Source organism: Paenibacillus apii (assembly GCF_011043685.1).
Lineage (GTDB): Bacteria > Bacillota > Bacilli > Paenibacillales > Paenibacillaceae > Paenibacillus_AQ > Paenibacillus_AQ sabinae.
On the sequence record NZ_JAAKGU010000011.1, the window covers coordinates 74,048 to 99,928 of the forward strand.

Sequence of the window (25,881 nt, forward strand, 5' to 3'; positions counted from 1 at the left end):
TATGAGACAGCTGATTGCCGGAGGGAAATCACAGGTATTATTGCTGATGTTCTTGACGATTTCGCTTATGGTTATCATCATGCCGATCCTTTGGGTGGTTCTGGGAAGCTTCAAGACCACTTTCGAAATTGCCAATCATCCGTTTTCACTTCCATCTACCTGGAAATTTGACAACCTGAGAGAAGCGTGGGAGCTGGGGAATTTCAAAACCTATTTTATCAACAGCGCGTTTATCACCGGCATCGGAATGCTCATTGTATTCCTGACTGCGTGTCCGGCAGGGTATGCGTTCGCGCAGATATCATTCCCGGGAAATAAGCTTCTATTATATTTGTTCATTTTTGGATGGTCGCTGCCGGTTCAGGCCATTATCATTCCGGTCTTCTTCCAATTGAAATCCTTGGGCCTTGTCAATACACTGACGGGCATCACCCTTGTCTCGGTCGGAATGGCGCTTCCCTTCTCGGTATTTCTGATGCGCAACACGTTCAAGGACGTGCCGAAAGAGCTGCGTGAATCCGCCTATGTGGATGGAGCGGGAGAGTGGAGAGCTTTCCTGTACATCATGCTGCCGATGGCCAAGCCCGGCATTGTGGCATTAATGGTATTCACCTTTATGAATATATGGAACGACTTTTTGCTGCCGTTGGTCCTTCTGATTTCCGAGGACAAGTATACGATTCCGCTTGGGCTGCTTTCTTTCCAGGGGAACAACGGCTCGAACTACGGACTTATTTTCGGCGGCACGCTGATCAGCATGATCCCGAGTATTGTGGTTTACCTGATTTTTCAGCGGCAGTTTGTGGAAGGCATGTCGGCCGGGTCGAACAAATAACCAACCGAAGGAGCGAATGGACATGGCAACGATAACCGATTTGAACAAAGAACAGTTTCCTTTTCCGCAGAATTGGGGAGGCATCCAGTGGCTGTACGGACAAGAGATCGACCCCGAGGCGGAAATGACCTTCGGCATGGTATATATCAACGCGGGAGAATCCAATCCAAGACATATCCATCCCAACTGCGAGGAAGTGATCTTCGTGCTTTCGGGTGAATGCGACCATTCGCTCGGGGACGAGGTATTTCACCTGAAGCCGGGCATGCTGCTGCGTATTCCGCGAGGTGTGCCCCATAACGCGACAGTGACGAGCTGGGAGCCGTGCCGTATGATCATTGCTTACTCGGCGGGTGACCGTCAGACCATCGGCGAATAATCCCTACACTTTATCAACCTCATATACAACATTGAACAGGAGGCCTGACCGTAATGAACCCAATTAAATTCAACTATGAGTACGACCGCGAAATCAAGGCCGGCTTTATCGGTTGCGGCGCCCATGCCTTTCGCAACGTGTATCCTACGTTTGACTATGCCCCGGTTGACCTGGTAGCCGTCTGCGACTTGAATGCGGAACGTGCCGAAATCTATCGCAAGCGTTTCGGGGCGGAGAACATATACACGGATTACAAGGAAATGATCAAGCAGGAGAAATTGGATGCCGTCTTCGTCGTGCTTAATTTCGATAAAGAGGGTCGTCCGATGTATCCCCGGATTGTTCCGGATCTGTTAGAGGCCGGATTGCCGGTCTGGATGGAAAAGCCTGCAGCTTATACCGCTGATGAAGTGGAACGGATGCTGGAAGTGGAGGAGCGGTCCGGACAATTCGTACTGGTAGCCAACAAGCGCTACTTCTATCCGACGTTTGAAAAAGCGAAGCAAATCATTGGTCTGGAGGGGTTTGGCGAACCGGTTTCAATTAACGGCCGTTATCCGCTCACGCTCAGTCCCTACCAAGAGGATATAGCTACCCGAACGGGCTTGCATTGGTTCCAGGATATCTGCCATCCGATGTCGGGCATTCACTACCTCATGGGCGAAGTCAAAGAGATGTGCTTCATAGAGCATCAGCCAAGCGGAAACGTACAGGCCTTATTGCAGTTCAAATCCGGCGGAATCGGCAATCTTCAGCTGGCCTCGACGCAGGCGCCAACCAGTCCGCTGGAGCGCTTCGAAGTGATCGGCAGCAATCAGAATGTGGTGATAGATAACGGTATGCGCCTGATTTATTATAAGGGGTCAAAAGGAAGCGGCGAATACGGCAAGGCGCCGGTGTATATCGGAGACGATCCGGCTGACGGGCCTGTACTATGGGAGCCTGAGTTTTCGCTCGGCCAAGTGTATAACAAAAATCTCTTCCTGCAAGGAATGGTTCAAAGCGTCAATTACTTTGCCAATGCCGTATTGGAAGGCAAAAAAATAGAACGCTCCACGCTGAGAGATTCGCTTCATCTTACCAAGATTTTCGACGCTTTCAAGCAGCGTTCCGGCAAATGGATCACCATCGGCTAAGACTATTACCAAGAAGGGATGAGGAACATTTGATGAAATTTAGCGTGTTTACCGATATGCTGGGGTTCGATTCCTTTTCGCATGCTCTAATGGCCGCGGCGGAGCTCGGCTTTTCCTCCATTGATTTGCGTGCGAAGCTGGATGGCGACACGATTGACACCATCTCGCTGGAGAAGGCGAAAGAGCTGAAAACACAGATCGATCAGCACGGTCTGCATGTAAGCAGTGTCAGTTCATGGGCGGTTAATTCCTGCGCCTTTTCCGGGCCTCCGAAGTATGACAGTCACGATGAAGGACATCATCAGCAGATGACAGAGGTGCTGGATCGGCTGTTTGATTTGGCCGATATCTTTGATGCGCCGCATGTCCGCATCTATTCTCTGCATCGCCCGGAAGGGTTTGACGAGTGGACGGATGAACTAAAAGAAGCGGAGTACCGCTATAATGCGTCCATTATGCGCCGGCATGCCGAACATGCGGAGCGGCGGGGGGAAATGCTGCTGGTGGAAAACGAGCCCCCTACGATGTCGAGCAACGCCAAGGAGCTGGGCCTGTTAATTCGCTACGCGGACCATCCCAGGCTGAAAATTAACTGGGATATACTTAACGGCTGGCGCGCCGGAGAGTACCCAACGGTAGAAGCCTACGAGCATGTCAAAGAATACGTATGGCAGACCCATATCAAAGGGGCATACCGTAAGCCGGATTCGGCAAAAGAGGGAAATCCGTTTGGCGAGTTCGGGAATTTTGCCATTCCCGGACAGGACGATTACGATCACAAACCAGTCATGTCGGCCATCGCCAAGCATGATCCGCAGGCCGTAATGACCATTGACCCGCACTATCCGTCGCTGGACGAAAAGGACAAGCTGGGGGAAGTGGAAGTCATACGCCGGAGCAAGCACTTTTTCGAATCGATTGCCGCAGATTGAGCGGATGAATGGAACCGATAACGATAATAACAGTTTGCCCCTCCGCTGTAGCGGAGGGGCATTTCGTATTAAAAGGATTGGTCGAAAGCCATATAAGTAAAAAAAGCCAACCCCACCCGACGTGGAATTTGGCTTCTATCTAATTTATACCATGTTGACCATCAGATCCCCGTGGGGGTCTGCAAAGCTAATGGAGAAACTCCTTCTATAGAAGGCCCTTACCACGTTATGCAAATGCCACCACCACTCGTCTTCTGGCTTATTGCTATTCTGAAAGTCATGAATGATTTTCAGTTTATCGTAGAATTCCTTGGCGTTAGACAGGAGGATCAAATCATATCGATTAACCTCCAGCTTCTCTTCGTCGGTAAATTCTCGGAAATACGAATGGATCTTGCTCCGCAGCCGGAGCATCTCGACCATTTCAAAGGGGCTGGCATCCAAGTCTTTCACATCCATCCCATAATGGTCAATATCATTTTGCCTAGACATATCGGAGCACCTCCTTGATTGATCCTAATAATTGATAGCCGTCTTCCGGGGCCAAGTAATCGGAGTAGGAATCCGGCGGAAATGCTGTCTCCATTACTCCATTCTCTCCAATGTACCAGCAAATTTAAAAATATCCAAGACCGGTTTCTTGACAAACATTAGCTATTTTTTCGTCTTACGGTTAAATGAGGCAGATAGGAATTGGCCGCTTCCCTAAGCTTTGCAGGTCAGAACCCGTACGCCTGGAGCAAACCCCGGTCCCAGATGAATCGATCGGTCGCTGATCGCCTCCACATCCTGATAGTCGTGGGTGACGAACAGGCAGGTCATGTGCACTTTCTTTAGAATCGTCCGCAGCTCCGAACGGATCGCGTCTTTCAGCCCCGCATCGAGGTTGCTGAAAGGCACATCCATCAGCAGAACGGCCGGCTTCTGGGCCAGCGCCCGGGCAAGCTCAACTCTCTGCTGCTGTCCGCCGGTCCGGCTGGATGTAGCAGCCCTCATTCACAACGGGGGCCCCGTTGATTCGAATCTCCCCGCCCGAAGGAATCTCCAGACCCGCAATCAGCCGCAGCAGCGTGCTTTTTCCGTTGCCGCTTGCGCCTACGATCCCGACAATATCCCCTTTTTCAATGGAACACGAGAACCGGTCGATCACTGCGGACTTGCCCCGTTCATAAGAGAAGGATGGATTACGGATGTCTACGATACTCATTGCCCCCACCTAACTTATTTATCACGCTCTGTGTCTTAACCCATGGGATTGTTATGTCACTTAATGATACATTATTTTTACATCAAAGGTCACTCTGTAATAAAATTGTTGAATTTACACGTTAAACTCTGATTGTTATTCGGAGTTAGTGACGTATAATGTTGTAATATAACGAAATATAGTTAAATATAACGAATCATGCTTAAATGGTTGTTTATTTAGTGATTTTGATATAGATAGATATATTATTATATAAGTAAATTGATTGATTGGTTATGGATGACGGGAAGGAAAAGGGGACTTTATGAAAAATGACAACTATAAACATTTGATGCGGTGGGTGATTTGCTTTTGGATGATGTTTATTTTCATATTCCAGGCAACTGTTCCGGCTTTTGCAGCCTATAATACAAGGCCGCTGAAGATGTATCCAAAATTGGATGAGGTTGAGATTGCAAGCGGACAAAGCAGCAGCTTTGAAATTCACTTGAAATTTTCAAATAATGTAAGCTTTATTGATGAGACACAGGAAGACCGCTATGATATGACCGGTTATAATGCTAAAAACCTGACAAAGTTTCATATGAAAGAAGCAAAGAGCGGTAAGGAAATTCCTGTTAAAGTGACGCCTCATCCTCAAGCACTTAAGCATACCGAAGAATCAAAATACTTCTATGTATATGCGGAAGGATTGGATCCAAAAACCGACTATATTCTGTACATAGATGAGGATTTATACGCCAACATGGGCAACAGCCTTGGATCGCCGTATGAGATTTTATTTAATCTATCTACTGATCCTCAGGTAATAAAGTGGGGTCCGACAGTACCGCTTCCTATTAATAATGTCACGATTCCTCCTTTGTATATGACAGAGTCGTCCATAAAGAATTCACAAAAGGGAGTTCCTGTGGACACATCTATAACGCTGACCTTTTCCTTTAATGTTTCCGGACCGGAAATGGTGACGTATAATTCCGAGTTGTTTTTCCTATTTGAAGAGGGCACACAATCAATTCCTATTGAGGTGAAAGCGGGGGGAACGGTCAATGATTTTGTGATTAAGCCTATTCTGCCGCTAAAGGAGGGTACGGAGTACAAGATTGTTGTTGTAAAGGAATTATCAGCGAAAAACGGAAGCACAATGTCAAGCCCGATCAACTTATATTTTAAAACGGTAAAGCCGGGATCGGATGATGATGCGGATCAAGAGGTTGCTGAAAATAACTTCACCTACTTTACAGATATTGCTAACTCATGGGCAAGGGATGAAATAAATGCGTTGGCTGATTTGGGGATAATTAATGGATTTGCTGATGGGACATTTCATCCGAATGAAAATAATTCAAGAGCTGAAATCGCTGCTATCTTAGTGAGAGTTTTTGACTTGGAGAGTAATACTACAATCTCATTTAATGACACCAAGAACCACTGGGCTGAGAATTACATATCAACTGCTGCTGCAAGCGGTATTGTTAAAGGTTTTGATGCAGATAGATTTGCTCCGAACGAAAAGGTCACACGTGAGCAGCTTGTGGTAATGCTGATCCGGGCATCGGGGCTGAATTTGAAAGACAAGAATCCCTCCGAAGACGACAGTAAGGAAAGCAGCGGCAGCAGCGTCACAACAGAAGTGTATCAGGGCAGCACCGTCACATCAGCAGTGTATCAGGGCAGCAGTGCAACAACGTTGCATGACTTCATAGACGCGGCTGCTGTGTCAGACTGGGCAAGGGATAGTATGGAAATAGCAATTAAAAATGGGATTATTCATGGTTATTCTGATAAAACGTTGGCGCCTCAGGCCAATGTAACCAGAGCAGAAGCATGCAAAATGATCAATACTTTGCTTGGACTTCCATGAGGAAAGGAGTGAATTTGTGGTAATACGTAAAAGCTGGTGGCGGGTAATAGCTATATTTATTATTTTGTTGACGGCTGCGATTATGTATTGGCCTCTTACCACATTCGCTGAGGTTGGTGATGGAAGTGGAGGGGGAGGTGGTCCTGCTGTTCCGCTTTATATGGATTGGTCATATCCCCGTGATGGTGAGACCAATATCAGTATAAATCCAATAATCCAGTGCAAGTTCAGCCATAATGTGGCACATTTTGAAGTCCAGAAGCGCAATAAAACATTGTTTTCTTTAAGAAAAGAGGATGGGACGGATGTTCCAATCCGAGCATTTGCGGCAGATGTTCAAATCGAATTTGACAAACGCCAATACATATATTTATCTCCGATAAATTCGCTTGAAGAAAATACGAAGTATTACGTTAGTGTACAAGAAGGAGTACAGGCCAAAAACGGTATGGCCACAGAAAAGGAACAACAATTTAGCTTTGTTACTGGAAGTAAAAATTATTCAGTGCCTTTGCTGATAGACATTGAAAATAAGGCTTCTGGAGAGGAGCAGGCTATCGAGAATGCACATAGCACGGATAATTCTGATCATTCAATCCAATCTGAAGATTTTCCGGATGATAAGCAGATCGAGTCAGAGGCGTTAGTCCAGCAGACAGATGTTTCTCAAATGTCGGCTCAAACAGAAGAAGAAGCGCAAAAGGAGACGGAGATAAAACTGCAGACTCAGACGCAGATACAGAGTGCACAGGAAAGTGTAAAGGAGGAAGCAGCAGAAGAAGAAGAAGAAGTGCAAAAGGAGGCTGAGATAAAACCGCAGGCACAGACACAGATGCAGACACAGACGCAGACACAGGCAAAGGGTACAGGAATTGCTTCCCGAATATCTTGGATTTTAGTAGCTGCAATACTAATCTTGGCGTTTATTCTTTCGACAGTTGTCAGGATAAAATGGGGCGGTTCTCCAAAGCTGCCAGGTCTGACTTTTACGGAAATAAAGGATCATTATGGCAAGGAACAGTCATTATGAAAACTAGACATCTGATTCTTATTGGAATAATACCATTTCTGCTGTCTGTGGTCAGTCTGTTCTTGGGGCGGTATCAAGTTCATCCCAAAGAGGTTTTATTGACGTTTGCCCAGTTGTTTACCCAGGGCGGAACGAATGTGGGGATAGAGAGTGCTACTGTTGTTCTGCAGCTGCGGTTACCCAGAATTATTGCTGCTGCCTTTGTAGGCGCTGGGCTTGCTGTAAGTGGAGCTGCATTTCAAGGGGTTTTTCATAATCCCCTGGTTAACTCCGGTCTCTTGGGAGTTAGCTCTGGTGCGGGTTTTGGAGCAGCACTTGCAATCATTCTTTTTAAAGCCAGTTGGGCGACCTATCCATTTGCTTTTGTTTTTGGATTGATTGCGGTAGCTGCAAGTTACTGGGTTGCGCGTATTTACAAAACCGTACCTACCATTATGCTGGTTCTGGGCGGAACGATCATATCCAGCATTTTCAATGCGCTAATCTCCTTGTTGAAATTTGTGGCAGATACTGATCGCCAGCTTCCGGCGATTGTGTATTGGCTGATGGGAAGTTTATCTTCCGTAGCTTATAAGGATTTTTGGGCGCTGATCCCTATTGGGATGGGGATTCTGATTCTGATCGGGTTCAGTTGGAAGGTTAACGTGCTTTCCATGGGTGACAAAGAGGCGCAAACCATGGGCGTCGATGTTATACAAACGAAGGCCATTATTATTGTGGGGGCAACACTTGCCACTGCAGGAGCGGTCTGTATGGCCGGCGTAGTAGGCTGGGTTGGCCTGGTAATTCCCCATATTGGCCGTATGGTAGCCGGAAACGACAACCGCAAACTGATTCCGTTGTCCATTTCACTGGGTGCTGCCTTTATGATCCTGATTGATACGCTCAGCAGGATAATCATAGAATCGGAAATCCCGCTAGGCATTCTAACCTCTTTGGTCGGAGCACCGTTTTTTATCTACCTTATTAAGAAAACCAAGGGTGGGGGATGGCGGTAATGACTCTTATAGATATTCGAAATGCATCATTTGCTTATGAGGAGAAAGAAATCTTTAATAATGTGAATCTTTCGGTTTCTAAAGGAGAGATTTGTTGTCTGATGGGGCCGAATGGATGCGGAAAGAGTACATTGCTTGATTGTATCTTGGGATTTTTAAGATTAAGCCGCGGCGAAATCTTTTTAGGGGGCAGACCGTTTTTATTATACAAAATTGCAGATTTGGCAAGGCAAATCGCATATGTTCCACAGCTGCATACGCGTTCCTTTCCTTATACAGTGGAACAGATTGTACTGATGGGACGGACAACATATGGGAATGGGATTGCCGGTCCGAATAAAAAAGATCGGGAATTAGCTTTTGAGGCTTTAGAGACTGTGGGGATGCTGCATCTGGCCGAGAGGCCTTATACAAAGCTCAGTGGAGGAGAGCTCCAGCTTGTTATTCTTGCACGGGCATTGGTGCAGGAAACTCCAGCTATCATAATGGACGAACCTACAGCACACTTGGACTTCCGTAACGAACTGTTATTTATGGAGACGGTCGCCAAACTGGTGCAACAAAAAAATGTGGGTATTTTGATGGCTACACACTCGCCTAACCAAGCGTTTTATTTTGAAAACAAGGGGCTATCTGTTCAAGTGTCTGTTATGGGGAATCAGACTATTCTTCAAAAAGGAACACCCGACGAAGTGCTTACAGAGGAAACGATCAGAAAAGTATACCGGATAGAGGCTAAAAGGGCTGTGTATCAAGATGAACAAGGAATCATGCGTCAGATCATACCACGTGGCAGCTTGTGAAAGTGTGAATGAAAAAGGAGTTTTGCCTATGAATACTAGCAAAAGATCAAAAATCTGGCGATTGATTTGCATCATGCTTGTTATTGCAATCATTTCTTCACTTACAGCCTGTTACGGTAATACTTCGAGGTTGACTGAGAAACCGAATGGAAGTGTTGCAGCGCGAGAGGGATACAAACTAACCACGGATTGCATAGGGCGAAAAGTAGAAGTTCCAGCTTCTCCGCAACGAATAGCTGCGCTGGACTCTTTTGCAGGAGAAGCCATGGTGATGATAGGGGCTGGCGATAAAATGATAGCAGCTCCTAACGGAGTCAAGACAGATCTCCTTTTACAAAGAATTTACCCCAATATGCAGAAAGTTGGAGTTCCGATGGCGGGCGCTGCAATCAATGCAGAGACTCTGATGGCCTTACAGCCGGATTTGATTTTTATTAAGGAAGCCATGTATTTAACAGAGGGAGAGAGGGCGAAGCTGGATAAGCTTGGCGTACCCTATCTGGTCGTTGGATATGACAGTATGGAGGAGCAGATTAATGCTTTACATATGATAGGAGAGTCCATTGGGTCAAGCGCGGCAGAAAAAGCGGCAGCCATCAATCAATATTATAGGCAAGTTATTGCTCAGGCTAAGGAGATTCAAAAGCAAATACCCGAGAAGGACAGATTCCGCGTTTACCATGCAATTAATGAGATCGTGCGTACGGATGGGGCTAAAACACTGGGAAATGACTGGATTTCGTCCGTGGGAGCCATCGACATATCCGCTGGAGGTCAGCTTAAGTTTTATGAGAACGACTACTTTGCCAGCATGGAACAGATCTATCAGTGGGATCCGGATATCATAATCTGCAATGAGGCAGATACGGTGGTCTATTTGATGGAGGATTCAAAATGGCAGGGACTGAGGGCTGTCAGGGAGGATAGGGTTTATAACATTCCCGTAGGCGCAACAAGATGGGGACAGAGAGGCAGCCTGGAAACATTTTTTGCCATATTATGGCTAGGAACTACGATTTACCCGGAACAGTACAAAGATGTCGATTTAAAGAAAGAAGTGCTGGATTTCTATAACCATATCCTCGGTTTGAAAATCGATGATCATACTTACGAACTTATTCTTTCCGGCAACGGGATTCGAAACAAAAGCTCAGGAGAAAAGGAAAAATAGTATGAACTTAAAAAAACACTACCGCAAGATCGGCTGCAATAGATGCATCCCTGTTTTTTTAATAGTAATGGTGCTGTTTGCTATGAACCCTTATCCCGGGATTGTTAGCGGCGCGGAGGCAGGAGGGGCGATGCTTCTGGTACAGGTTGGAGAGCGCAAAGTGCTGGAAAAAGCTGCGTTGCCTGAGCAGAATGAGAATTTGAATAAGGTCCGCAACCAGTACAGCACAATGACCGAGAATGGGGAACGCAAAACGATATTGGGGGAGGGGATTACACTTTCAGATTATCTGAAAGCTCTGGGAATTAACTTAGAGGAAGTTCAGGATATATATCTTTATTGGAAAGAAGGGGCTCCTGCTGCATTTACTGCAAAAGAACTGCTGGAAACAAAGCGGTATCGTTATACGGATCAATTAAAAACAGAACCGGATACATCGATAGCAGAATCCGGAACAGTGACGGAGCAAACATATAACCCGCCTGCTGGAATCGAAGTTCCGCCCATGCTGGCATTGCGGTCAACGGTATTGGATGAGCAGAAGGAGAATGGGGATGCGCTGGATAGCACATCAGGCTTGCGTTTATGCTACGGTCAGCAGAATCCGGACGAAATCAGCAGTGCCATGCTGAAAGAGAATATTCAAAAGATCATTGTCATACTGAAAGAGGACAGTACATACGGGCAAAAAAAGGAGCCGGACTTTAAAATCAGCATAAGAGTTGGGACTGATGACATTAAACGTGAGATTCCATACAGCTTTCAACAGCTCGAACAATTTGAGAAGGAACGGCAGTATTATACTTCCATAAATGAAAAGGGTGAGCCGGAGACCACATTGGCTGAGGGAATTCCCATCATAAAGCTGATTGAGTCTGCGGGAGTGGATTTTAATGATGTCAAAAATCTCCGTTTTTTCTACGCCGACGGTCTTGATAGCAGTTTTACCAAAACATTCCTTTTTGATCGTAAACGTTACAGTTTTCCTGAGTTGGTCAGCGGTAATCTGGATGATGGAGAAGGGGGAATGATAGACAAAAGTAAGGAATATCAGGAAGTATTGCCGATGCTGGCCTTAAGGTACGCAGAGCGGACGGATAAGAATTTGCAGGGTTGGGATACGATCGGCAATAAGGAAGGAATAAAGATATGCTACGGACAGATGAAAATCTCCGACGTCGTTAGTCCGATGTATGGATACGGCATCAACCGGATGGAAATTGTTGTAGCACCTAAAATCAATGAAACAGAGCAGGCAAAGACAAAGACCATTGATGATAATGATGTTTTTGGACCGGCTGTTTCTGAAGAAACTGGGGATAAACTGGATGAGCTTCCTACGACTCTAGCTTTCAACGTTGGTTACTTCGGGCTTGAGTATGCGCCAAGAAAATTATTTTCACTCGAGGAAATAAAGTCGCTGCCGAGAGTTACGCAAGCATACACAGCAGTTGATTCGTCTGGAAAGGTAGTGATGGAGACCGCCGTGGGTGTAAGGCTCAAAGACCTTTTGGCAGCTGCGGGTATCGATAGAAATTCTGTAGAAAAGATCACTTTTACTTTTACAGAAAACAGAGAGAAGAAGCGTCTCTCATTTTCAAGGGGGTTTCTTCTGGATACACCGCGGTATTTCTATCCTAACCTTCCGCTCCGGTGGAATGGCTCTGGTCCAACTGCAGGAGCTGCGGTAGATGCGCTTCAGGTTGACACGATCATCGCCTTCCGGGATTTGCAGCAGCAGGGAGCTACAGCGCCTGACTTTTACAAGGTGAATGGATATAACAGGTTCAAGCTTATATTCGGTCAAACCAATACGAGATCTGAAACGGTATCCAGGCATGTTAAATGGATTGACTCGGTTGAAATCCAGTTGCTGGGAAGCCCGCCTGATGAAAAGGGGACCGGCGTTCAAAATGCTTCATTGATTGGGGCAAAAAGTAAGGGAACAGCTTCACAGCAAACACAAATACCGGATAAGAAATTATCATCAGAAGCAACAGAAGCAACAGAAGCAACAGAAGCAACAGAAGCAACAGAAGCAACAGAAGCAACAAAAGCAACAAAAGAAACAGAAGAAACAGAAGAAACAAAAGAACCAGAAGCGATAGAATCAACAGCAGCAACAGAAGCAGCAGGACCATCCGAAGTTTCACAGGAATCCTTACCGGAATCCTCCAATGCGAAGGGTGTACACATTTATGAAGTGAACGGCATGACGGAGGCTCAAATTCCAATGGAAGAGGATCATAATACTGCAGTACTTTTCATTGCAATAGGATGGTTGGTATTGGCGGGGGCCGGAAGTAGATATAAAAAATATAAAGGGGAGAGAGGTTAATATGAACATACAAAATGAGACTCAACATATATTTCACACATTTACTCAGGGGCTGATGCTGCCTACTATTGTCATTGTGACTTTCCTAAGTCTGGCGGCAGTATGGGCGATCGGCAGCATTATTTCGGAAGCATTAACGGAACGCAGGGAGTTAAAAGAGGATATTCCATTATTGCTGTCATCATTTCATGGCAAAGACAAAGAAGAATTATCACTAATTATTAAAGAGAGTAAATTATTGAAGCGGCAAAAAGCAATTTTGTTAGAGTTGATCCAATATAGCAGCCTGACATCAGTAGAGAAGAGGGCAATTGCGAAACGGTTGATTGTGTCTGAGGAAGAACGGTATGAAAGAATTCTGGGATGGACGGATACGATCTCTAAAATCGCCCCCATGTTTGGATTGATGGGTACATTAATACCACTCGGTCCCGGTATTATTGCCTTAGGACAGGGAGATACCATGACTCTTGCCAATGCTCTGTTGGTAGCATTTGACATGACGATAGGCGGCTTGGTTAGTGCGGCAGTATGCCTGGTAATCAGCAAAATCAGAAGGGGATGGTATGACAGTTATTTGGTTTCTATGGAAAGTTTAATGGAATGTATTTTGAAGGAGGAATGATAGGGTCATGAGTAGTCTGAGAGGCGGCAGCGGATTGCGGCATAAAAGAAGCAAAGATAACAGCAGTCCTTTGGAAGGAATGGTCAACATCATTGATGCCATGTTGGTATTAGCCTGCAGCCTTATGCTGTCTGTATTTCTGAATGGTAATACATCTTCAGGGCTGGTGGATGTGAACGTTGATCTGGGCAAGGAAGTTAATAATCTAGAGTCCGTGCAGAAAAATCTGGATCAGATGATGAATAAAGATGATAAATACCAGAAAATGGGTATATTGTATAAGGATCCTGTAACAGGAAAGATGTATATGATTTCTGAAACGCCTTAAATTGAATTTTATAGGAGAATAGCGATGGTTAGGATCGAGAAAAAAAATACATGTCTGTCTTTCGTGTTGTTAATGATTATGCTGTTTACCGTTCTGACTCCTGCGGTGTATGCAGAGGATGCGGCAGAAAATACGGTGACGGCCAGCTTTACAGGAACCAATACGGTGACGGAATGGGATGTAAACGCTGATGGTTTGACAATAACCATTGCACTCCGTAATGGCTATCGCTTTTCAGACAATATTACGGACTATAAGAACGCAATCATCGACGGACTGACCTTTAACGGTTTGTTATTCGACAAAAAGACGAACCAATACAATGTGGTTCCCTATGAAATGTTTGTAGCCAATGCATTGGATGTATACGGTAATTCAGGGTATTTCCCGTATATTGATATTTCCAACTGTATTACGGTTTATGACCGTTTTGTAGGACTGGATCCGGCGGGAGCAAGAAGTACGTCAGCTGTCTCCGATGCATTGAAAGCTGCTTATCCTGGTGTGAAGAAGGGGATCTTGAATGCTTTGAAAGCAGGCGCAACTGTCAGTGTCAACAAGGACGGGAATTTGGTGATCCGATGCACCAAAGAAGCCGCCATCGGCTATTTCTCAACCTTTACCAATTCGGTGCCTGTAGTAAATGGAGGTATCCAAATCGCGAACTGCGATATCCTGCTGTCTGCAGAACTCCCGAAGGGTGTAGTTAAGAATGTCAATGAGGTTGTTAAGGTCAACGGCTTTTTCACGATCCAGGAGGTAAAAGTACATACCGAAATATGGGAATATGTAGATAAGAGCCGTGCGGGCGAAGACGGTGTATTTCCCTTTAACAGCCGTATTAATAGTTATGATCGGAATACGACCTCTCAGTATCCTTATGACACTACCTATTACTTGAAGCAGGTAGAAGGGAATGTCCTGACCGCGGAAGATATCCGCGAAGGAGGAGCAATGGGACCGAATGGAACCGGCAGGAAGCTGGTCAAGGTTGTGGTGGATACCCGTGTGGGCCCTACACAGTGGGCAAGCACCAAGAATATGAGCACCTTCTTTACCAACTTCTTCCGCACCCATAAGGATGCAACCGGGTATGGAGGCAAGAGCAATACCACCTATACACCGGCCGACGATCCGGAATGGCTGAAGGTAGAGGATCAAATCACAAACGGCGGCTTAGATAGCGCAAGTCCATATAATGTAAGCACGAACAAGTATGTAGTCAACTACAGCGGCGACAGCAGAATGGATACGGTAAATCCGGCAAAGATGTGGATATTTTTTGAGCTGCCCCAAACGCCGGACTTCCAAATTACATCCGATATGCCAATTTACGTAAACTTGATTGCCGGATTTATCGGCGGTTCCGGCCAGTCAACCACAACAAACGGTCAGCCCATATTGGGGATGGATGGGAGATACCTCTTTACCATAAAGGCGGATAACACAAGTGCCAAAACCTTTGATGATCTTGCAAACTACGGGTGGGCCAAAAAGCAGATTGAAGCACTTGTATCCAAAGGAATCATTTCAGGTACAGGGGCAACAACCTATTCTCCAGGCGCCAATATTACCAGAGCCGACTTCATGATGCTGCTTGTAAAAACACTGGACTTGAAGGCGGATATAAAAGAGAACTTTGAGGATGTAAAGCAGGGGGCCTATTACTATGAGGCGGTTGGCATCGCCAAACAATCAGGAATTGCGACAGGCTCCGGTGACAACAGATTTTATCCAAAAGCTGAGATATCCAGACAGGACATGATGGTTCTGACCGAACGCGCATTAAGGGCTGCAAATAAGATCAAAGGGTCGGCATCACCAGAGATTCTGGAACAATTCAAGGATAAGGCGCAGGTGTCAGGATATGCGGCAAATAGTGTGTCCGTAATGATCGGCGAAGGCTTGGTAACGGGGGCGAATGGCCTTATTAATCCTCTTGGCAGCACTACCCGGGCGGAAGCTGCGGTCATCCTGTACAGAATCTATACCCAATAAAAGCTATTATTGTGAGTTTCGCTGTTATTCAGCAAACATATATCATAACAACGGTATTTGCTAGGGGGAGATGATCTATGATTGGGGCAGGCAAATACAAGATGAAAGAAGCGAGCAAAAACTAAAAGGGTAGAAATGAGAGGAGAAGAAAAAAATGAAATCACAGATTAAAGCTTTTACGCGCAAAGTAAGCCTATTCCTTGCACTGGCTATGGTGATCAGCCTTATAAGTGTCGTGCCGGCAATGGCACAAACCACCGTTCATATCACCACCGCCCAAGGTCTTGTCGATCTGGCAAACACGATCAACTCACAATCCGCCGGCACAAGCACCACACCGTCTTTGGGCGATTATTATGTCGAAATTGATGCCGACATTGATATGTCCGGTATAACCAACTGGCAAGGTATCGGAGTGCCCCAGAGCTGGATCGGCATTACAGGTACCTTTGACGGAAACGGTCATACGATCTCTGGAATTTCGCTCACTAACACACAGTATGTAGGCCCAAAGGGTGGCCTGTTTAATCTGGTCCAGGATATCACCATCAAGGATCTGAAAGTATCCGGCAGCGTGTCCTCCAATCGTTTTATTGGCGGTATTGTTGGACGAGCATTAGGCAGCATGACCATACAAAACTGCATTGCCGATATGACCTTGACCCTAAGCAATGGTGCGAGTAATTCCATCGGCGGCCTGGTCGGCCAGTTCGGCTCCGGCCAGACGACCGGCGGCAACACAATTTCTATTACAAACTCTGCTGCGCTGGGGACTTTCACCAGCAACACCTCTAGCAATCCGGTGGGCGGATTGGTCGGCCACATTTACTCCGGTTTTAACGTAACAGTAAGCAACAGTTATGTGGCTGCTTCTCTTAACAACTCGGGAGGTACTACCGGTGCCCTGGTTGCCAACAATGCTTCCACTAGCCTGACTCTAACCAATTGCTATTATTTGTCCGGTATGAGCAGTAATATCATTGGCACAGACACAGGTAGCACGAATACTAGCGGTTGCACATCATTTAGTGCAGGGGCTCTGACTGCGTCAGCTCTGAATAACGGGGGATCGGCCTGGCAGACAAAAAGTGGCGTCAACGTGTTCAACAGCTACAGCTACCCTGCTTTAAGCTGGCAGTAATACCAGAAAACAATGCTATGAAAATCGCCTAAAATACTGCACTTTAGGCGGTTTTCAAGATTTATCGTAGGAATATGGGGGGAGAACAAAATGAAATCAAAGTTTAAAGCTTTTACCCGCAAGTTTAGCCTATTCCTTGTACTGGCGATGGTGATCAGCCTTATTAGTGTCGCGCCGGCGCAAGCAGCACAAACCACGGTACATATCTCTACAGCCCAAGATCTTGTGGATCTTGCAAATACGATCAACTCACGACCCGCAGGCGACAATTTAAATATGTCTATGGGCGATTATTATGTCGAAGTTGATGCTGACATTGATATGTCTGGTGTATCCAACTGGCAAGGTATTGGAAAGCCTCAGAACTTTATTGGCATGACGGGTACCTTTGACGGGAATGGTCATACGATCTCTGGAATTTCGCTCACTAACGCACAACCTGTAGGGCCTAAGGGGGGCCTGTTTAATCTGGTTGCAGATATCACCATCAAAGATCTTAAAGTATCCGGCAGCGTGAACTCCAATCGTTTTATAGGCGGTATTGTCGGACGGGCTTTGGGCAGCTTGACCATACAAAACTGCATTGCCGACATGAGCTTGACCCTAAGTGGCGGAGCGAGTAATTCCGTCGGCGGCCTGGTCGGCCAGATGGGCGCCGGCCAGTGGTACACCACCGGCCATACAATGACGATTATTAACTCCGCTGCACTGGGGACTTTCACCAGCAACACCTCCGGCAATCCGGTGGGCGGATTAATCGGGCACATCTACACCGGTTTTAACGTAAATATTATTAACAGCTATGTGGCTGCTTCTCTGGTTAACGCAGGCGGCATCACCGGTGCCTTGGTCGCCAACATCAACTACAATACCTTCTCCATCCCAACCCTCAGCACCCTCAATATTACCAACACCTGGTATTTGTCCGGCATGAGCGGTTCTATCATTGGCGAAGGCACTCTTCCTCCTGACATTGATCTTGGCAATTGCTTCTCCTTTACAGCAGGGACTCTAGATGCGTCAAATCTGGGTCCTGCCTGGGAAAATAAAAGTGGCGTCAATGTATTCAACGGTTACAGCTACCCTGATATCCTTCATCCGGTAATGCCTACAGCTAATCCTGCAGCAGGAGCGGTAGCACCTGGCACAACGGTTACGCTAAGCACTGCGACAGTTGGAGCATCGGTTTACTATGCTGTTTACCCAGCAGGAATTGATCCGGCAACAGTGACATTTGGTTTATATAATCACCCCATCGTCATTAACTCTGATACGACCATAAAGGCATATGCTTCAGCAAATGGGGAAGATAGTGACGTGATGACGGCTGACTATACCATCCGTTTACAACCAGTTACAGGAGTAGAGCTTGATCAGCATGCGATAACATTGACCCCAGGAGCAACCGGAACATTAGCAGCTACAGTAGCTCCAGCAGATGCAACAAACAAAAATGTAATCTGGACAACCAGCGATTCAACTGTAGCAACAGTGACTTACGGAGTTGTTACAGCAGTAGGAGCAGGTACAGCTAACATAACGGTTAGAACAGCAGACGGAAGCTTCACAGATACTTGCGAAGTAACCGTAAATCCGGCAGCAGTAGCGGCCACAGGAGTAGAGCTTGATCAGCATGCGATAACATTGACCCCAGGAGCAACCGGAACATTAACAGCGACTGTAGCTCCAACGGATGCAACAAATAAAAATGTAATTTGGACAACCAGTGACTCAACTGTAGCCACAGTGACTTACGGAGTTGTTACAGCAGTAGGAGCAGGGAAAGCGACCATAACGGTTAGAACAGCAGACGGAAACTTCACAGATACTTGCGAAGTAACTGTAAATCCAGCAGCACTAGCAGTCACAGGAGTAGGACTTGACCAGCATGCGATAACATTGACCCCAGGAGCAACCGGAACATTAGCAGCGACTGTAGCTCCAACGGATGCAACAAATAAAAATGTAATTTGGACAACCAGTGACTCAACTGTAGCCACAGTGACTTACGGAGTTGTTACAGCAGTAGGAGCAGGGAAAGCGACCATAACGGTTAGAACAGCAGACGGAAACTTCACAGATACTTGCGAAGTAACTGTAAATCCAGCAGCACTAGCAGTCACAGGAGTAGGACTTGACCAGCATGCGATAACATTGACCCCAGGAGCAATCGGAGCTTTAACAGCTACAGTAGCTCCAGCGGATGCAACAAACAAAAATGTAATCTGGACAACCAGTGATTCAACAGTAGCCACAGTGACTTACGGAGTTGTTACAGCAGTAGGAGCAGGGAAAGCGACTATAACGGTTAGAACAGCAGACGGAAGCTTCAAGGATTCTTGTGAAGTAACTGTAAGTCCAGCAGCAGTAGCAGTCACAGGGGTAGGACTTGACCAGCATGCGATAACGTTGACCGCAGGAGCATCTGGAACATTAACAGCTACAGTAGCTCCAGTGGATGCAACAAACAAAAATGTAATTTGGACAACCAGTGACTCAACTGTAGCAACAGTAGCTAAGGGAGTTGTTACAGCAGTAGGAGCAGGGACAGCAACCATAACGGTTACAACGGAAGACGGAAGCTTCAAAGATACCTGTCAGGTTACTGTAAATGCTGCGGCAACAAGCGGCGGCGGCCCGCAGGCACCTACCACCACTCAGCAGACATCTACTACGGACTTAGGGCAGGTTATCCAGTCTGGAAGCACGGCAACCTTACAAGTAGATGCAAAAAAAGTAGCTGATCAGCTGAAAGACGCTGCACAAAGTGAATTGGTTATCAACCTTTCACAAGTAACAGCAGGATCAGGCCAAAGTAAAGCAGTACAGCTGCCAGCTGAAGTAATAAACCTTGTTATAGCTGCGAATAAACCAATAGTCATTCAGGATAGTGGGCTGAAAATAGTTATTCCGACTGAAGTATTGATACAGGGACAGAATATGACCTTCAGCACAACCCAGGTGTCAAGTCAGACAGTTGCATCAGCTCCTGAACATGTTGAAAGCAAAGCGGTCTACTCATTCGATGCATGGGCTGGTGAAACGGCAGTTCATAACTTTACTAAATCAATTTCAATAACCCTTCCAATTCCAGCCGGGGTGACAGAGCTGGGGAAATTAGGGGTTTATTACCTCAATGAAACAACCGGGCAATGGGATTACATGGGAGGAAGAATCGTTGACGGTAAACTGGTATTCAATACAAACCACTTCTCAAAATACATGGTGGCTGAATCCCAGAAGACTTTCGGAGATATTGTGTCCCACTGGGCTAAGGCTGATATCGAAGTCATGGTGGCAAGACATGTCATAAACGGAACAGACGCAGATACCTTTGCTCCACAGAACAATATCACCCGTGCAGAATTTGCTGCTTTGCTGTCGAGAGTACTGAAGCTGTCTGATGCTGCAGATGAAGGTACATTTAAAGATATAACGGGCGGTGAATGGTACGCAAACGATGTGAGGAAGGCAGCAAAAGCCGGAATCATCCAGGGCTCTGACGGCAACTTCCATCCAGGTGATTCTATTACCCGCCAGGAAATGGCAGTAATGATCAATAGAGCATACAGCTATGCAGGAGGCAAGATAGGTACACTTACAGATTTGGCCTTCATCGATAAAGGCAGCATTAGCGCGTGGGCCAATGATGCAGTTCAGAGCGTATACACCCTGGGTATTATCAATGGATACCCGGATGGAAGCTTTGGAGCGCTGGGTCATGCTACCCGTGCTGAAGGTACGGTTATGCTCAAAACATTCATGGACAAGCTGGGGCTATAACAAACAGCAATTGGCTATATAAGAAAACCTCGATCGAGATTTTTGAGAGACCGCGTTCTATTAAATTCTAATAAGGTAAATCAATATTTTGCAGAAGAGTCCATGGGCTCTTCTGCAAAATATTCTTTTTTTTAAATTGAAAATCCAGACGGCAGGCTATGCTGCCTAAAGCAGTAGATATCGCTGTTTTTATATAACTTTGAAAAAAACTGGGCAGAAACCGCTGCCTTTATTTTAATAATGAAATGGAGTGAAGTAGATGCAAAGATCTACAGAGAAAAGAAGAATGAGGGGGTATTCCCACTTCACGTTGCTGCTTAGTTTCTTACTCATCTTGACAAGCATATTTGGTACAATGCCGGTGCTTGCAGACACTTCAAGTTCAAGCAGCGAAGCGGCCGCAACCTATGCCAGCGTCAACACTTCTGTTTATGAAGCAACCTATACTGCGACTGCGAGTTTTTCAGGAACAAAAACGGTAACAGAATGGGATGTTAACGGGGATGGGCTGACGATCACTATTGCGTTAGGCGGTGGCTCCAGCTTTGCAGACAATGTTTCGGACTATAAGGATGCCATTATTGACGGGCTGACATTTTACGGAGAGTTGTTTAACAAAACGACGAACCAATACGATGTAATTCCCTTTGATACATTTATAACTAGCGCTTTAAATGCGTATGGAAGCTCTTATTTCCCGTTTCTTAATGTACAAGACGGTGTATCGGTAGACAATGTCACAGTCTATGACCGCTTTGTAGGACTGGACCCCAAGGGAGCAAGGAGTACTGCCTCAGTCACCGATGAATTGAAGGAACAATATCCCGGTGTGAAAAAGGGCATCATTAACGCTCTAAAGGCTGGAGCAACTGTCAGTGTCGACAGCAACGGGAATCTGGTAATCCGGTGCACAAAGGATGCGGCAAACGGCTATTTCTCCACCTTTACGAATTCGGTACCTGTAGTGAATGGGGGCATCCAGATTGCGAACTGCGATATTCTGCTGTCTGCGGATCTTCCTGCAGGGGTGGTTAATGGTGTAAATGATGCTGTTAAAGTGGATGGCTATTTCACAATAGAGGAGATGAAATTGCATCCCGAGATTTGGGAATATGTTGATGCGAGCCGCGCGAACGAAGCGGGCGTATACTCATTCAATAGCCGCATAGATGGTTATGATAGTAATACTTCATCCCCTTATCCCTACAGTACCACCTATTATATAAAAAAAGTAGAAGGAAATGAACTTACTGAAGAGGACATCCGCGATGGCGGAACAATGGGACCGAACGGTACAGGGAACAAGCTGATCAAGATTGTGGTTGATACCCGTACGGGTCCCACCCAGTGGGCCAGCGCCAAGAATATGAGCACCTTCTTTACTAATATTTTCCGCACCAATAAGGATGCTACCGGCTACAGCGGCGGAAGCTCTACCACCTATACGCCTCAGGATGACCCGGAATGGTTGAAGGTGGAGGATCAGATCACAAGCGGAGGGCTGGATCCAGCGAATCCCTATTATGTGGGCACCAACAAATACGTCATCAACTACAGCGGTGACCACAGAGCCGATCAAATAAATCCGGCAGCCATGTGGATCTATTATGAACTACCCAAGACGTCAGACTTTGATATTTCTTCCAACATGCCTGTTTATGTGAATTTAATAGCCGGTTTTTTCGGAGGTTCCGGACAGTCTACTAACGAAAACGGACAGCCGATATTAGGGATGGATGGAAGATTCTCCTTTACCATTAAAGCAGACGGCCCAAAATCAACGGTATCAACAATTTCTTCAAGCAACTACACCGTCAATACGGCGGCGGGAACGATCACCAATGTGCCGTATAATACCTCGAAAGCGGCATTTCTTGGGAATCTGACCAAGGGGGAAAGCCATCAAACATGGGATACAGACAATCTGCATGATCCTGTAACCACAGGGGATACCTTGGTTGTAACTGCCCAGGACGGCACAACAAAAGCTGCTTACACCATAACGGTTAATACCGTACCCAGCACGGTAACGACAATCTCTTCAAGCAACTACACCGTCAATACGGCGGCGGGAACGATCACCAATGTGCCGTATAATACCTCGAAAGCGACATTTCTCGGGAATCTGACCAAGAGGGAAAGCGATCAAACGTGGGACACGGCAAATGTGCATGACCCAGTCGTAACAGGGGATACCCTTGTTGTAACTGCACAGGATGGCACAACAAAAGCAAATTATACCATAACGGTTAATACCATAGCGGTAAAGAAGAAAGCGCCTGATTTTACTGCAGATGATACTGACAATTATGTCGGAAAGACAATAGATTTAACGTTTGCCGATGATGCCGCCTACAGGGCAGCGATTACAAGCATCAGTGTGAACGGAACCATTCTGACGGCTGACAGGTATACAATCAGTGAAGGGAAAATCAGTGTGAACGGCAGCCTCTTCACCAGTACCAATGACTATACAATTGTGGTCAAAGCTCAGGACTATAAGGATGTGACGGTAGTTCAGAGTATCAGATCACTTGTAACGGCCAGTTTTTCAGGAACAAACACGGTAACGGAATGGGATATTAACGGGGATGGGCTGACGATCACTATTACGTTAAGCAGTGGATACAGCTTTGCAGACAATGTCTCAGCATATAAAGATGCTATTATCGACGGTTTGATATTCAACGGTGTGAAGTTCAACAAATCGAAAAACGAATATGATGTGGTTTCATATGATACGTTTATTACGAGTGTATTGAATGCATACAGCAGCGCATACTTTCCATATGTTGATAAAACCAATGGCATTACGGCATATGACCGCTTTGTAGGATTGGATCCCAAGGGAGCAAGCAGTATTGCCTCAGTCACCGACGCATTGAAGAAACAGTATCCCGGCGTGAAAAAGGGCATCATAGACGCTCTGAAAGCTGGAGCAACCGTCAGTGTCGACAGTAACGGGAATCTGGTAATCCGGTGCACAAAGGATGCGGCAAACGGCTATTTTTCCACCTTTACGAATTCGGTACCTGTAGTGAATGGGGGCTTCCAGATTGCGAACTGCGATATCCTGCTGTCTGCCGAGCTTCCTGCAGGCGTGGTCAAAGGTGTAAATGATGTCGTTAGAGTCGACAGCTATTTCACAATTCAGGAGGTGAAGTTGCATCCGGAGATTTGGGAATATGTCGATGCGAGCCGCGCAAACGAAGCGGGCGTATTTTCCTTTAATAGCCGCATAAATAGTTATGATAAAAATACTTCATCGTTATATCCCTATAGTTCCACCTATTATGTTAAAAAGGTAGAAGGAAATGAACTGACCGAAGAGGACATCCGCGATGGCGGAACAATGGGGCCAAACGGCACAGGGAAAAAGCTGATCAAGATCGTGGTTGATACCCGTACGGGTCCAACGCAGTGGGCCAGTGCCAAGAACATGAGCACCTTCTTTACAAATCTCTTCCGTACAAGCAAGTATGCTACCGGCTACAGCGGCGGAAGCTCTACCACATATACACCTGCGGATGGTCCAGAATGGTTGAAGGTGGAGAATCAAATCACGAACGGAGGGCTCGATTCAGCGAATCCCTATAATCTATGCTCCAACAAATATGTCATCAACTACAGCGGTGACAACAGAATGGATACTGTTGATCCGGCAGCCATGTGGATCTATTATGAACTGCCCAAGACGCCGGACTTCGATATTTCTTCCAACATGCCTGTTTATGTGAATTTAATTGCCGGGTTGTTTGGCGGTTCCGGACAGTCAACTAATGAAAACGGACAACCGATATTGGGGATGGATGGGAGATACTCCTTCATCATCCAACAAGTGGGTCTAAGTTCAATAGCAAAAATCACATCGGATAAATATACCGTCAGTACTACAAGTACGACAAGCGGAACCATAAAAAATGTACCTGTGAACACATCAAAAGAGTCATTCCTTAGTCATCTTGTCAAAGGAGAAAGCCATCAAACCTGGGACACAGGCAATGTGCATGACCCTGTTGCCACAGGGGATACCCTTGTTGTGACTGCCCAGAATCGGAAAACAAAAATGACCTATACGATCACTGTCGGTGCCGATTCGGGGAAGGCTGGAACAATTACGGCTGAAATACAGATTCTCGATAAAGACTCAGGAATAGCGACTGCAGCAGTAGATTTGGAATCAATCACTGCCGAATTCTCAAAGGTTCAGAGCAGCTTAGATGGATCAAAGACAGTCCTTGTGGTCATTCCAAAGGTAGAAGGGATAAAAGCCTATTGGATTACTCTTCCAGCCAGCGTGTTAACACAAAATACTTCTGAAAAGAAGGTAAAACTGAAAACAGAGTTTGCGACAGTCACCTTACCGGGTAACATGCTAGATAAAGTAAAAGGAGCGAATGCAAAGAACGTAACGTTAAGTGTTTCCAAAGCAGATGTTTCAACGCTTACAGAAGCAGCCAGAACATACATAGGCGATAAGCCTGTTATTGACCTAGAACTGGTAGTTGATGGGAAATCAACTGTCTGGAGCAATAATAACGCCCCGGTTACCATTGCAGTGGAGTATACTCCGACTGCGCAGGAATTGAATGATCCGGAGCATATTACCGTATTCAACATCGACGGGTCAGGAAGCTTAATCCCTGTGCCGAGTGCGAAATATGATCCGGCAACAGGCATGGTCGTATTCAGCACCACCCATTTCAGCAAATATGCAGTTGTATCGGTATATAACACCTTCCGCGATATAGGAAATTATAGATGGGCGAAAAAGCAGATCGAAGTGCTAGCATCAAAAGGCATCATCTCAGGTACAGGGGCAGAAATCTACTCACCGGCAGCTAACATTACAAGGGCTGATTTTATGATGCTGCTTGTCAAGACACTTGGACTTTCAGCAGACGTGAACGGCAACTTTGGGGATGTTAATAAGGGAGACTATTACTATAATGCAGTAGGTATTGCTAAAAAGCTTGGTATAGCTACGGGATCAAGGAATAATTTGTTTAACCCTAAAGCTGCAATATCAAGGCAGGATATGATGGTACTTACAGAAAGAGCCCTAAGAATGGTGAAGAAAATAAGTGCAACAGGTTCTTCCTCTGATCTGGACAAATACAGCGATAAATCAGTGATTTCAGGGTATGCAGCAAATAGCATTGCGGCTCTGGTTAAGGAAGGTTTAATTGTTGGATCCAAAAGTAGAATTAATCCTGCAGGAAATACAACAAGAGCTGAAGCTGCAGTGTTCCTTTATAGGATTTATAACAAATAAGGTAGCACTTGTTTTTTAGCCCACTTTCCGCATGAATA

19 protein-coding genes are annotated in these 25,881 nt (G+C 45.9%); 16 read left to right on the top strand and 3 right to left on the bottom strand.

Features of this window, described 5'->3' with window-relative positions; all coding sequences use genetic code 11:
- The first annotated feature begins 1 nt into the window (after nt 1).
- The 4 genes from G5B47_RS20140 to G5B47_RS20155 are packed head-to-tail and all read left to right on the top strand — an operon-like array spanning nt 2 to nt 3,282.
- Nucleotides 2-835 carry a carbohydrate ABC transporter permease gene (locus G5B47_RS20140; RefSeq protein ID WP_165101951.1) on the top strand — a complete coding sequence of 278 codons (834 nt, stop codon included), beginning with the start codon at nt 2-4 and terminating at the stop codon, nt 833-835.
- A gap of 22 nt (nt 836-857) precedes the next feature.
- Nucleotides 858-1,214 (top strand): cupin domain-containing protein, encoded by a 357-nt coding sequence (locus G5B47_RS20145; RefSeq protein ID WP_165101954.1) that lies wholly within the window; start codon nt 858-860, stop codon nt 1,212-1,214.
- A 53-nt stretch (nt 1,215-1,267) separates the two neighbouring features.
- Entirely contained in the window at nt 1,268-2,350 is a 1,083-nt protein-coding gene (locus G5B47_RS20150; protein WP_165101957.1) for a Gfo/Idh/MocA family protein, read from the top strand.
- Between the two features lie 32 nt (nt 2,351-2,382).
- Nucleotides 2,383-3,282, top strand: coding sequence for a sugar phosphate isomerase/epimerase family protein (locus G5B47_RS20155; protein ID WP_165101960.1), 900 nt, complete (start codon nt 2,383-2,385; stop codon nt 3,280-3,282).
- Between the two features lie 144 nt (nt 3,283-3,426).
- Here the strand turns inward: G5B47_RS20155 and G5B47_RS20160 are convergent, their stop codons facing one another.
- The 3 genes from G5B47_RS20160 to G5B47_RS26070 form a co-directional block, all read right to left on the bottom strand.
- On the bottom strand, nt 3,427-3,774 hold the full coding sequence (locus G5B47_RS20160; protein WP_165101963.1) for a hypothetical protein: 348 nt from the start codon (nt 3,772-3,774) through the stop codon (nt 3,427-3,429).
- 213 nt (nt 3,775-3,987) lie between these two features.
- A complete protein-coding gene (locus G5B47_RS25400) occupies nt 3,988-4,278 on the bottom strand; it encodes an ATP-binding cassette domain-containing protein (RefSeq protein ID WP_206107460.1) in 291 nt (96 codons plus the stop codon).
- Nucleotides 4,229-4,489 carry an ATP-binding cassette domain-containing protein gene (locus tag G5B47_RS26070; RefSeq protein WP_206107461.1) on the bottom strand — a complete coding sequence of 87 codons (261 nt, stop codon included), beginning with the start codon at nt 4,487-4,489 and terminating at the stop codon, nt 4,229-4,231. The genes G5B47_RS25400 and G5B47_RS26070 overlap by 50 nt, the downstream gene beginning before the upstream one ends.
- 304 nt (nt 4,490-4,793) lie before the next feature.
- Between G5B47_RS26070 and G5B47_RS20170 the strand changes: the two genes are divergently transcribed.
- The 12 genes from G5B47_RS20170 to G5B47_RS20225 all read left to right on the top strand — a co-directional run bounded on the left by G5B47_RS20170 (nt 4,794) and on the right by G5B47_RS20225 (nt 25,843).
- Nucleotides 4,794-6,353, top strand: a complete 1,560-nt coding sequence (locus G5B47_RS20170) for an S-layer homology domain-containing protein (RefSeq protein WP_165101966.1) — start codon at nt 4,794-4,796, stop codon at nt 6,351-6,353.
- A 16-nt stretch (nt 6,354-6,369) separates the two neighbouring features.
- The gene (locus G5B47_RS20175; protein WP_165101969.1) at nt 6,370-7,383 is read left to right on the top strand and encodes an Ig-like domain-containing protein; all 1,014 of its coding nucleotides are present in this window, start codon (nt 6,370-6,372) and stop codon (nt 7,381-7,383) included.
- Entirely contained in the window at nt 7,380-8,381 is a 1,002-nt protein-coding gene (locus G5B47_RS20180) for a FecCD family ABC transporter permease (protein WP_165101972.1), read from the top strand. The genes G5B47_RS20175 and G5B47_RS20180 overlap by 4 nt, the downstream gene beginning before the upstream one ends.
- A complete protein-coding gene (locus G5B47_RS20185) occupies nt 8,381-9,184 on the top strand; it encodes an ABC transporter ATP-binding protein (RefSeq protein ID WP_165101975.1) in 804 nt (267 codons plus the stop codon). Before G5B47_RS20180 ends, G5B47_RS20185 begins: the two co-directional genes overlap by 1 nt.
- 28 nt (nt 9,185-9,212) lie before the next feature.
- Nucleotides 9,213-10,355: an ABC transporter substrate-binding protein gene (locus G5B47_RS20190; RefSeq protein ID WP_165101978.1), complete on the top strand. Its 1,143-nt coding sequence runs from the start codon at nt 9,213-9,215 to the stop codon at nt 10,353-10,355.
- Nucleotide 10,356: 1 nt separating this feature from the next.
- Nucleotides 10,357-12,693, top strand: coding sequence for a molybdopterin-binding protein (locus G5B47_RS20195; protein ID WP_165101981.1), 2,337 nt, complete (start codon nt 10,357-10,359; stop codon nt 12,691-12,693).
- A 1-nt stretch (nt 12,694) separates the two neighbouring features.
- On the top strand, nt 12,695-13,318 hold the full coding sequence (locus G5B47_RS20200; protein WP_165101984.1) for a MotA/TolQ/ExbB proton channel family protein: 624 nt from the start codon (nt 12,695-12,697) through the stop codon (nt 13,316-13,318).
- 7 nt (nt 13,319-13,325) lie between these two features.
- Nucleotides 13,326-13,646 carry a hypothetical protein gene (locus tag G5B47_RS20205; protein ID WP_165101987.1) on the top strand — a complete coding sequence of 107 codons (321 nt, stop codon included), beginning with the start codon at nt 13,326-13,328 and terminating at the stop codon, nt 13,644-13,646.
- A gap of 24 nt (nt 13,647-13,670) precedes the next feature.
- Nucleotides 13,671-15,644 (top strand): S-layer homology domain-containing protein, encoded by a 1,974-nt coding sequence (locus G5B47_RS20210; RefSeq protein ID WP_165101989.1) that lies wholly within the window; start codon nt 13,671-13,673, stop codon nt 15,642-15,644.
- 154 nt (nt 15,645-15,798) lie between these two features.
- Nucleotides 15,799-16,785: a hypothetical protein gene (locus G5B47_RS20215; protein ID WP_165101992.1), complete on the top strand. Its 987-nt coding sequence runs from the start codon at nt 15,799-15,801 to the stop codon at nt 16,783-16,785.
- Nucleotides 16,786-16,875: 90 nt separating this feature from the next.
- The gene (locus G5B47_RS20220) at nt 16,876-20,568 is read left to right on the top strand and encodes an Ig-like domain-containing protein (RefSeq protein ID WP_165101995.1); all 3,693 of its coding nucleotides are present in this window, start codon (nt 16,876-16,878) and stop codon (nt 20,566-20,568) included.
- A gap of 259 nt (nt 20,569-20,827) precedes the next feature.
- A complete protein-coding gene (locus G5B47_RS20225) occupies nt 20,828-25,843 on the top strand; it encodes a hemoblobin-interacting domain-containing protein (RefSeq protein WP_165101997.1) in 5,016 nt (1,671 codons plus the stop codon).
- Nucleotides 25,844-25,881 lie beyond the last annotated feature (38 nt).

Excerpts from the sequence above, each read along its gene's own strand:
- G5B47_RS20140 (WP_165101951.1), top strand. The coding sequence starts at position 2 with ATGAGACAGCTGATTGCCGGAGGGAAATCACAGGTATTATTGCTGATG.
- G5B47_RS20145 (WP_165101954.1), top strand. The coding sequence starts at position 858 with ATGGCAACGATAACCGATTTGAACAAAGAACAGTTTCCTTTTCCGCAG.
- G5B47_RS20150 (WP_165101957.1), top strand. The coding sequence starts at position 1,268 with ATGAACCCAATTAAATTCAACTATGAGTACGACCGCGAAATCAAGGCC.
- G5B47_RS20155 (WP_165101960.1), top strand. The coding sequence starts at position 2,383 with ATGAAATTTAGCGTGTTTACCGATATGCTGGGGTTCGATTCCTTTTCG.
- G5B47_RS20160 (WP_165101963.1), bottom strand. The coding sequence starts at position 3,774 with ATGTCTAGGCAAAATGATATTGACCATTATGGGATGGATGTGAAAGAC.
- G5B47_RS25400 (WP_206107460.1), bottom strand. The coding sequence starts at position 4,278 with ATGAGGGCTGCTACATCCAGCCGGACCGGCGGACAGCAGCAGAGAGTT.
- G5B47_RS26070 (WP_206107461.1), bottom strand. The coding sequence starts at position 4,489 with ATGAGTATCGTAGACATCCGTAATCCATCCTTCTCTTATGAACGGGGC.
- G5B47_RS20170 (WP_165101966.1), top strand. The coding sequence starts at position 4,794 with ATGAAAAATGACAACTATAAACATTTGATGCGGTGGGTGATTTGCTTT.
- G5B47_RS20180 (WP_165101972.1), top strand. The coding sequence starts at position 7,380 with ATGAAAACTAGACATCTGATTCTTATTGGAATAATACCATTTCTGCTG.
- G5B47_RS20185 (WP_165101975.1), top strand. The coding sequence starts at position 8,381 with ATGACTCTTATAGATATTCGAAATGCATCATTTGCTTATGAGGAGAAA.
- G5B47_RS20190 (WP_165101978.1), top strand. The coding sequence starts at position 9,213 with ATGAATACTAGCAAAAGATCAAAAATCTGGCGATTGATTTGCATCATG.
- G5B47_RS20195 (WP_165101981.1), top strand. The coding sequence starts at position 10,357 with ATGAACTTAAAAAAACACTACCGCAAGATCGGCTGCAATAGATGCATC.
- G5B47_RS20200 (WP_165101984.1), top strand. The coding sequence starts at position 12,695 with ATGAACATACAAAATGAGACTCAACATATATTTCACACATTTACTCAG.
- G5B47_RS20205 (WP_165101987.1), top strand. The coding sequence starts at position 13,326 with ATGAGTAGTCTGAGAGGCGGCAGCGGATTGCGGCATAAAAGAAGCAAA.
- G5B47_RS20210 (WP_165101989.1), top strand. The coding sequence starts at position 13,671 with ATGGTTAGGATCGAGAAAAAAAATACATGTCTGTCTTTCGTGTTGTTA.
- G5B47_RS20215 (WP_165101992.1), top strand. The coding sequence starts at position 15,799 with ATGAAATCACAGATTAAAGCTTTTACGCGCAAAGTAAGCCTATTCCTT.
- G5B47_RS20220 (WP_165101995.1), top strand. The coding sequence starts at position 16,876 with ATGAAATCAAAGTTTAAAGCTTTTACCCGCAAGTTTAGCCTATTCCTT.
- G5B47_RS20225 (WP_165101997.1), top strand. The coding sequence starts at position 20,828 with ATGCAAAGATCTACAGAGAAAAGAAGAATGAGGGGGTATTCCCACTTC.